This window comes from Streptomyces sp. NK08204, assembly GCF_020400585.1.
Classification (GTDB): domain Bacteria; phylum Actinomycetota; class Actinomycetes; order Streptomycetales; family Streptomycetaceae; genus Streptomyces.
Window position 1 is genome coordinate 1 of record NZ_JAINVF010000071.1, and the last position, 1,060, is coordinate 1,060.

Here is a 1,060-nt window from a genome sequence, read left to right on the forward strand (position 1 = left end):
TTCCAGGGCTCGGTGCGCGGCACCGTGCACCGAGGCGACGTCCGCTCCGGCCGGCGAGGCGGCGCAGGCCGCGAACACCAGCTCGGGCGCCGCACCGTCGGAGCCGAGTTCCCGGCCCAGTGCCGCCAGGTCCGGGTGCGAAGCCACGGGCGAGGAGACCGCCGACTTCAGCAGCGGCAGCAGTCCCGAGGCGTCGCCGTCGAGCACGGCCCAGCGTGCCGTGCTGCCCGCGGCGCCGGCCGGGGCCGGCAGAGCGGTCCAGTCCAGGCGGAACAGTGACTCGTGGAACGCCTGGCGGGCGCTCGCGAGCTGGTCGGGCGACACGGTGCGGACCGCGAGCGACTCCACCGAGGCGACCGGCCGACCCGACTCGTCGGCGACCGTCAGCGAGATCGCCTCCGACCCGGCCGGCGCCAGGCGGACCCGCAGCGCGGGCGCGCCGACGGCTTGCAGCGAGACACCGTTCCAGGCGAAGGGCAGCCGGATCTGCGGCTCGGCGGAGCGGGCGACGAAGCCGCCGAGCGCCATCGCGTGCAGCGCCGCGTCCAGCAGAGCGGGGTGTACCCGGAACCGGCCCGCCTCATCCCGCTGCTCCGCGGGCAGGGCGATGGTCGCGAAGACCTCCTCGCCGCGGCGCCAGGCGGCGCGCAGTCCCTGGAAGACCGGCCCGTAGCCGAGCCCGGTGGCGTTGAAGCGTTCGTACATGCCGTCGATGTCGAGCGGTTCGGCGTCCGCCGGCGGCCAGACCGCCAAGTCGGCCGAGGCGGCGACCACCGCGGGGCCGCTCGCGGCGAGGACGCCGGTGGCGTGGCGGGTCCACTGAGGGTCCGCATCGGGCTCCGCCGGGCCGGTCTCCGGGCGGGAGTAGACGGTCACCCGGCGCCGTCCGGCGTCGGTGGGCGCGGCCACGACGAGCTGGATCCGCACACCACCCTCCTCCGGCAGCACCAGCGGAGCCTCCATGGTCAGCTCCTCCACCCGGTCGCAGCCGACCGCGTCGCCCGCCTGGAGAGCGAGCTCCACGAACGCCGTGCCCGGCAGCAGCGTGACGTCGGCCACC

1 protein-coding gene is annotated in these 1,060 nt (G+C 76.4%); it reads right to left on the reverse strand.

Going from position 1 to position 1,060, the window contains the following annotated elements; all coding sequences use genetic code 11:
- Positions 1-1,060 (reverse strand): polyketide synthase dehydratase domain-containing protein (locus tag K7G59_RS34335; protein ID WP_225840658.1); only part of this gene is annotated, 1,060 nt, incomplete at both ends.